At 43.5% G+C, this 6303-nt stretch carries 6 protein-coding genes, 2 tRNA genes and 1 rRNA gene; 1 reads left to right on the forward strand and 8 read right to left on the reverse strand.

The features are described 5' to 3' along the window. Positions 1-2: 2 nt before the first annotated feature. Positions 3-497, reverse strand: a complete 495-nt coding sequence (gene moaC, locus M3204_RS22290) for a cyclic pyranopterin monophosphate synthase MoaC (RefSeq protein ID WP_251488262.1) — start codon at positions 495-497, stop codon at positions 3-5. Between the two features lie 173 nt (positions 498-670). Here moaC and abc-f point away from each other — a divergent pair, with 173 nt between their 5' ends. Continuing rightward, positions 671-2599, forward strand: a complete 1929-nt coding sequence (gene abc-f, locus M3204_RS22295) for a ribosomal protection-like ABC-F family protein (RefSeq protein WP_251488277.1) — start codon at positions 671-673, stop codon at positions 2597-2599. Between the two features lie 511 nt (positions 2600-3110). Here the strand turns inward: abc-f and tsaD are convergent. The 7 genes from tsaD to rrf all read right to left on the reverse strand — a co-directional run bounded on the left by tsaD (position 3111) and on the right by rrf (position 6292). After that, entirely contained in the window at positions 3111-4145 is a 1035-nt protein-coding gene (tsaD, locus tag M3204_RS22300; protein WP_251488291.1) for a tRNA (adenosine(37)-N6)-threonylcarbamoyltransferase complex transferase subunit TsaD, read from the reverse strand. After that, positions 4145-4594: a ribosomal protein S18-alanine N-acetyltransferase gene (gene rimI, locus M3204_RS22305; RefSeq protein WP_251488294.1), complete on the reverse strand. Its 450-nt coding sequence runs from the start codon at positions 4592-4594 to the stop codon at positions 4145-4147. The genes tsaD and rimI overlap by 1 nt, the downstream gene beginning before the upstream one ends. Before the next feature lie 13 nt (positions 4595-4607). After that, entirely contained in the window at positions 4608-5309 is a 702-nt protein-coding gene (tsaB, locus tag M3204_RS22310) for a tRNA (adenosine(37)-N6)-threonylcarbamoyltransferase complex dimerization subunit type 1 TsaB (protein ID WP_251488298.1), read from the reverse strand. Then, entirely contained in the window at positions 5310-5762 is a 453-nt protein-coding gene (tsaE, locus tag M3204_RS22315; protein WP_251488311.1) for a tRNA (adenosine(37)-N6)-threonylcarbamoyltransferase complex ATPase subunit type 1 TsaE, read from the reverse strand. A gap of 203 nt (positions 5763-5965) precedes the next feature. Further along, a tRNA-Asp gene (locus tag M3204_RS22320) sits at positions 5966-6041 on the reverse strand. 24 nt (positions 6042-6065) lie between these two features. Beyond that, positions 6066-6139 (reverse strand) — tRNA-Met (locus M3204_RS22325). Between the two features lie 37 nt (positions 6140-6176). Beyond that, positions 6177-6292: ribosomal RNA gene (gene rrf / locus M3204_RS22330) — 5S ribosomal RNA — on the reverse strand. Between the last annotated feature and the right edge of the window lie 11 nt (positions 6293-6303).

Consider the following 6303-nt stretch of genomic DNA (forward strand, 5'->3'; position numbering starts at 1 on the left):
TTCTACTTCAGCTTCTCTTCTCTCTTAAAATCGCCGTTTTTCCCGCCGGTTTTTTCGACTAAATACGTCTTGCCGATCACCATGCCTTTGTCCACGGCCTTGCACATATCATAAACAGTCAGCGCACATGCTGAAGCTGCTGTTAACGCTTCCATTTCCACACCTGTATTCCCTTTTGTTTTCACAGATGCCGTGATATTTAAACTATAGTCATTTCCATTTTGCTCCCAATCGAACGAAAGGTCAATGCCTGTTAATGGAAGTGGATGGCACATCGGGATAATTTCCGATGTTTTTTTGGCTGCCATGATTCCGGCTACCTGCGCTACCGCCAGCACATCCCCTTTTTTCATTTTGTTTTCAGTGATTCTTACATATATATCTTCATTCACAGTTATGCTTGAATGGGCGATTGCCGTGCGAACCGTCTCAGGTTTGTCGCTGACATCAACCATTTTCGCTCTGCCTTCTTCATTAAAATGCGTAAATTCTGCCATGTTCAAGCTCCTTTCAACCAAATGATACACTATTTTGTGAAATTTGTGTGTGAACTTTGTTTCTATCTTCACAAATAACTTATCAATCCATTTACCTGCTGGAAAGCCCGCATATATTGCCGTGCCTATAGTAATGCGTTACACTATTCCTAAGGCTATTGAGGTGAAAAATAATGATATTATTACAAGTTAATCAGCTATCAAAATATTTTGCTGCTGATCTTATTTTATCGAATATTAAGTTTGAAATACAGACCAACGACCGAGTTGCGCTAGTCGGGCGGAATGGTGCAGGCAAATCCACCTTGCTTAAAATCATCGCAGGCTACGAATCCCATGACGGCGGAGAGATCATCCGCCCTAAGGGAACGACGATCGGCTACCTGGCACAGAATACCGGACTTGAGTCTGAGAAAAGCATCTGGGAAGAAATGCTCGCCGTTTTCGCCCATCTTCAAAGCATGGAAAGGGACTTGCGCCGGCTTGAAGAAAAAATGTCGGATCCTGATATACTGACAAACCAGACAGAATACGACAGGGTATTGAAGGAATATGACCTTCTCCAGGTCGAATTCAAGGACAAAGGCGGCTATCAATATGAAGCCGACATCCGCTCCGTCCTGCACGGCCTGAACTTTCATTCTTTTGATTATTCCACAAAAATATCGACTTTAAGCGGTGGACAGAAAACAAGGCTTGCTTTGGCGAAACTGTTGTTGACACGTCCTGATATTTTAATCCTGGACGAACCAACGAATCACCTGGACATTGACACACTTTCCTGGCTTGAACAGTATTTGCAGGGCTACGCAGGCGCGATCCTGATTGTTTCCCATGATCGCTACTTCCTTGATAAGGTCGTCAACCAGGTATATGAAATTTCCCGTCATCAGCTGGCAAAGTTCCCTGGCAACTACAGCTCCTATCTGGATCAAAAAGCCGAGAACTATGAACGTGACATGAAGCTGTTTGAAAAGCAGCAGGACGAAATCGCCAAGCTGCAGGACTTCATTCAGAGGAACCTTGCGCGTGCTTCCACGACCAAGCGGGCCCAAAGCCGCAGAAAGCAGCTTGATAAGATTGACCGGATGGACAGGCCCCTTGGTGATGAAAAATCCGCGTCCTTCAGCTTCCAGATTGAGCGCCAGAGCGGCAACGATGTCCTGAAAGCATCCTCACTCGCCGTAGGCTACCATGAGGATGTGGTTTCCGAGAATATCACTTTTCATCTTTCACGCGGTGACAGTACTGCCCTTGTCGGTCCTAATGGGGTTGGCAAATCAACCTTGCTGAAGACGATTGTTGAAAAGCTTCCTTCAATCGCTGGCAGCATCCATTATGGCTCTAATGTAATGATTGGTTACTATGATCAGGAGCAAGCTGAACTGAGCTCTAACAAAAAAGTATTGAATGAGCTATGGGATGAGTATCCGCTGAAATCAGAAAAAGATATTCGTACCGTTTTGGGGAATTTCCTATTCTCTGGAGACGATGTGCTCAAAATCGTCTCAACCCTGAGCGGCGGCGAAAAAGCGCGGCTGGCACTTGCCAAGCTGATGCTGCAACAATCCAACTTCTTAATTTTAGACGAGCCGACCAACCATTTAGACTTGGACAGCAAGGAAGTCCTTGAAAACGCATTGATTGATTATCCAGGCACAATCCTTTTTGTTTCCCATGACCGTTACTTTATTAACAGAATTGCCACCAAGGTGATTGAACTTGACCGCACTGGAGCAACGGAATATCTAGGGGATTATGATTATTACCTGGAAAAGAAACTCGAGCAGGAAGAGCTGAAGGCACTGGCCGAACAGGCAGCTAAAGCATCAGGGAGCGTTACAGACTCCTCAAAGCAAGATAAAAACTCGTACCAGCAGGACAAAGAAGCCAAAAAGCTCGAACGCCAGCGCAAGCGGCGCATGGAGGAAGTCGAAGCAACTATTGAACAGCTGGAACTCGAAGTCGCAGAATACGAGGAGCTGCTATGTAACCCGGAAGTCTTCCAAGACCACGCAAAAGTAGCCGACATTAATAACAAGATTGAATTAGCCAAAGAGAAACTCGATGAATTGATGGAAGAGTGGACTGAGTGGGCTTAGATTGGACATTGGACCGGGCATCATGCCGGTTTTTGGATCAGCGAACTGGAAAAAAGGGCATGAAATTTCCAGTTCGCTATTAAATTTTATTTTTCGCTATTAAATGTACTGATTTCGCTATAAAAATTGATTTTTCGCTATAAAAAAATGTTTTTCGCTATTAAATTCATTTTTTCGCTATAAAAAATAATTCAACTCTAAATTCTTCTTTAAGCTTCTCAATTCTAAATAGAAATTCCCTCTCAAAATCCTAATTTATTCTTAAAAGTTAAAAAAACTAAACAATTTAGCTCAAAAACCTATTTTATACTCAAAATAATCCACAAAAAAAGTCCCGGTTTAAATCCGGGACTTTTTGTTCACAAACTTATTCACATACCAAAGACTGTTTTATAGCTTATCCATAGACTTTTCCACATTATCCACAAAATAAGCTGTTTTTATCCACACTATCCACAGAATCATGTTAAAAACGCTAACATATCCACAGATCAATTTAAAAATTACTTTTTTACTTCCGACTATCGTTGTGGATAGTTATCTCTAGACCGGGATTTCCGTTTAAAGTTAAATCTGCGCGCTCGCCTTTTTCATATAATACACTTCCTGCAGCTGCAATCATAGCGGCATTATCCGTGCATAAAGCTAGCGGTGGGATGACAATATCAACATCCAAATCAACGAATGCTGTGGATAAGGCCTCTCTAAGCCCTTTATTCGCTGCAACACCCCCTGCAAGCAGTACTTGCTTAACGCCATACTGTTTAACAGCCTTCAGCGTTTTTGTCACAAGCACATCAATAACACTCTCCTGGAAGCTCGCCGCCAGCTCGGCTGGGACAATTTCTTCCCCTCGCTGCTGTGCGTTATGCACAACATTGATGACAGCCGATTTCAATCCGCTGAAGCTAAAATCATATGAACCTTCCTCGAGCCATGCACGAGGCAAGTCGATTGTTGCTTGTCCCTCCTGTGCCAGCCTGTCGATATGAGGTCCACCCGGATATGGGAGATGCAATGTGCGCGCGACCTTGTCATACGCTTCTCCTGCCGCGTCATCACGTGTCTCGCCTATTACCTCAAAGTGGCCATGCTCTTTCATATAGACTAGTTCTGTATGGCCACCTGATACAACAAGAGAGATCAGCGGGAACTTCATCTCCGCTACAAGTCGGTTAGCATAAATATGCCCAGCAATATGATGAACGCCCACAAGCGGGATATCATTAGCAAAAGCAAGCGCCTTGGCTGCATTTACCCCGATCAATAAGGCACCTACAAGTCCTGGACCTTCCGTTACAGCGATGGCATCCAAATCTTTTAATTCAATATTTGCCTGCGCCAAAGCTTCTTCTAATACGATTGTAATTTGTTCTACATGATGCCTGGAAGCAATTTCTGGAACTACCCCGCCAAATCTTTTATGACTCTCAATCTGTGAAGCCACCACATTGGCAAGTATCTTCCGGCCGTTTTTAACAATTGAAACAGCCGTTTCATCACAGCTCGTTTCAATTCCCATTATTAATTGGTCTTTTGTTGTCATTATAAATTCACCCACATTACTAAAGCATCTTCCATATTGTCAGTATAATATTGCTTCCGTAAAGCACCAGCTTCAAATCCGAACTTGCGATAAAGCTTCTGTGCCCTTTCGTTGCTCACACGGACCTCCAAAGTAACCCTTAAAGCTCCCAGTTCACGTGTAAGCTCTATTACCCTCTCCATAAGCGCTTCACCAAGCTTCATCCCCCGATAATCCGGCAAGAGTGCGATGTTCGTTATATGCGCTTCATCGACAATGATCCAAACCCCACAATAGCCAACTACCTTTTGGTCGACTTCAACAACGAGATACTGGGCAAATTGATTCTTCGTCAATTCATTGAAAAAGGCTTCTCTGCTCCATGGTGTCGCAAAGGAATTTACTTCTACTTCTATTACATCATCAAGATCCTCTACGGTCATTTTACGGAAAGTTATTGTCTTATTCATTTCATCTTCCCACTTATTTATTATTCTCTTGCGATTTAAGCCAGTTGGCCTCAGCTTCTGCCATTCGAATATAGTTAGGGACAAATGTATGCAAGTCAACACTTTCTTTATCCCTTCCCAATAACGCTAATTCAGCTGGCCTTGGGTTATGCTCTGTGATTGCAGCAAAAACAGCTTTGTCAGCTAATCCTTCACTTATGACCTTTTCATGCAAATGCAAATCATTGCTTGTGAATAAAACTTTGCTATTCATTTCATTTAGCGTTTGCACCCAATCAACAGACATGACAAGCTGGTCTTCTTTTACCGCCTGTAAAATCTGATCCTCAAACTTATACAGCCCTGTATAAATCTGCCCTCTCCTCGCATCAAAGAAAGGAGAAACATATCCATTAAAATAACGCCCTGCCGATGCAGCTGCGACCTCAAGACTCGATACACCAGACAAAGGAATCTTCAGTGTCCAAGCCAATGTTTTAGCAATCGTCACGCCAATGCGGACACCTGTGTATGATCCAGGACCTTCTGCCACAACAATTTTAGATAAATCACCAGGCTTGATGCCACATTCATTCATCAGCGTCTGAATCGCAGGCATGACCCTGACGGAATGATTCTTCTTTATATTAGAAATATACTCGCCCATCACGGTTTCGCCATCCAAGAGGCCAATCCCCAGAACATAATTGGACGTATCGATCGATAATACTTTCATTTAAAAAATCTCCTTACACAATTCTTCATACCGCTCGCCTTTTGGCTCAGCAACGATCTTCCTTGCCCCATTATCCTCTAAATAAAGCTGGATAAGGAGGATTTCTTCAGGCAATTGTGCTTCAATCAAATGAGCCCATTCAACAACAGTCACACCATTACCTTCAAAGTATTCTTCAAATCCAAGATCTTCAAACGCATCCTCCACGCGATATACATCCATATGATACAGTGGAAGTCTTCCCTGGTACTCTTTAATGATTGTGAACGTTGGACTATTCACATTGCGAGTAATCCCCAGGCCTTCGGCAAGCCCTTTTGTAAAAGTAGTCTTTCCCGCACCTAAATCACCTTCAAGTGCAATCACATCACCGGCTTTTAATAAACCCCCAAGCCTCTTGGCAAAATCCTTCGTCTGCTCAGGCTGTTCAGATATTAATTGATAAGTGGCCATCTATTATCACCTTTGCTTTATATAACTGAATGTTTCAATCCTTAAATATAAAAAAACCTTAGGATGCCTCCTAAGGATGACGATTCTATATGTAGTGTACACGATTTAAGCAGTACGGGCAAAAAAACCAGCCGAATTTCATTTTTAGACAATAAAAAAAACGAAACCATGTTTCGTTTGATGATTCTATTAATCTAAAAAAATGGCGGTCCCGACCGGGATCGAACCGGCGATCTCCTGCGTGACAGGCAGGCATGTTAACCGCTACACCACGGGACCATTATGTAAAGAAAAGATGGATTATTGCGGGGGCAGGATTTGAACCTGCGACCTTCGGGTTATGAGCCCGACGAGCTACCGGGCTGCTCCACCCCGCGTCGATAATATTAGTAATCCATTTAAATTGTTCAAACAGCCCGGCGGCGTCCTACTCTCACAGGGGGAAACCCCCAACTACCATCGGCGCTGAGAAGCTTAACTTCCGTGTTCGGTATGGGAACGGGTGTGACCTTCTCGCCATCGCCACCAGACTATTTGGTTT

This window comes from Mesobacillus subterraneus (genome assembly GCF_023715485.1).
Lineage (GTDB): Bacteria > Bacillota > Bacilli > Bacillales > Cytobacillaceae > Mesobacillus > Mesobacillus subterraneus_B.

Coding starts and splice junctions, on each gene's coding strand:
- moaC (WP_251488262.1), bottom strand. CDS start 497: ATGGCAGAATTTACGCATTTTAATGAAGAAGGCAGAGCGAAAATGGTT.
- abc-f (WP_251488277.1), top strand. CDS start 671: ATGATATTATTACAAGTTAATCAGCTATCAAAATATTTTGCTGCTGAT.
- tsaD (WP_251488291.1), bottom strand. CDS start 4,145: ATGACAACAAAAGACCAATTAATAATGGGAATTGAAACGAGCTGTGAT.
- rimI (WP_251488294.1), bottom strand. CDS start 4,594: ATGAATAAGACAATAACTTTCCGTAAAATGACCGTAGAGGATCTTGAT.
- tsaB (WP_251488298.1), bottom strand. CDS start 5,309: ATGAAAGTATTATCGATCGATACGTCCAATTATGTTCTGGGGATTGGC.
- tsaE (WP_251488311.1), bottom strand. CDS start 5,762: ATGGCCACTTATCAATTAATATCTGAACAGCCTGAGCAGACGAAGGAT.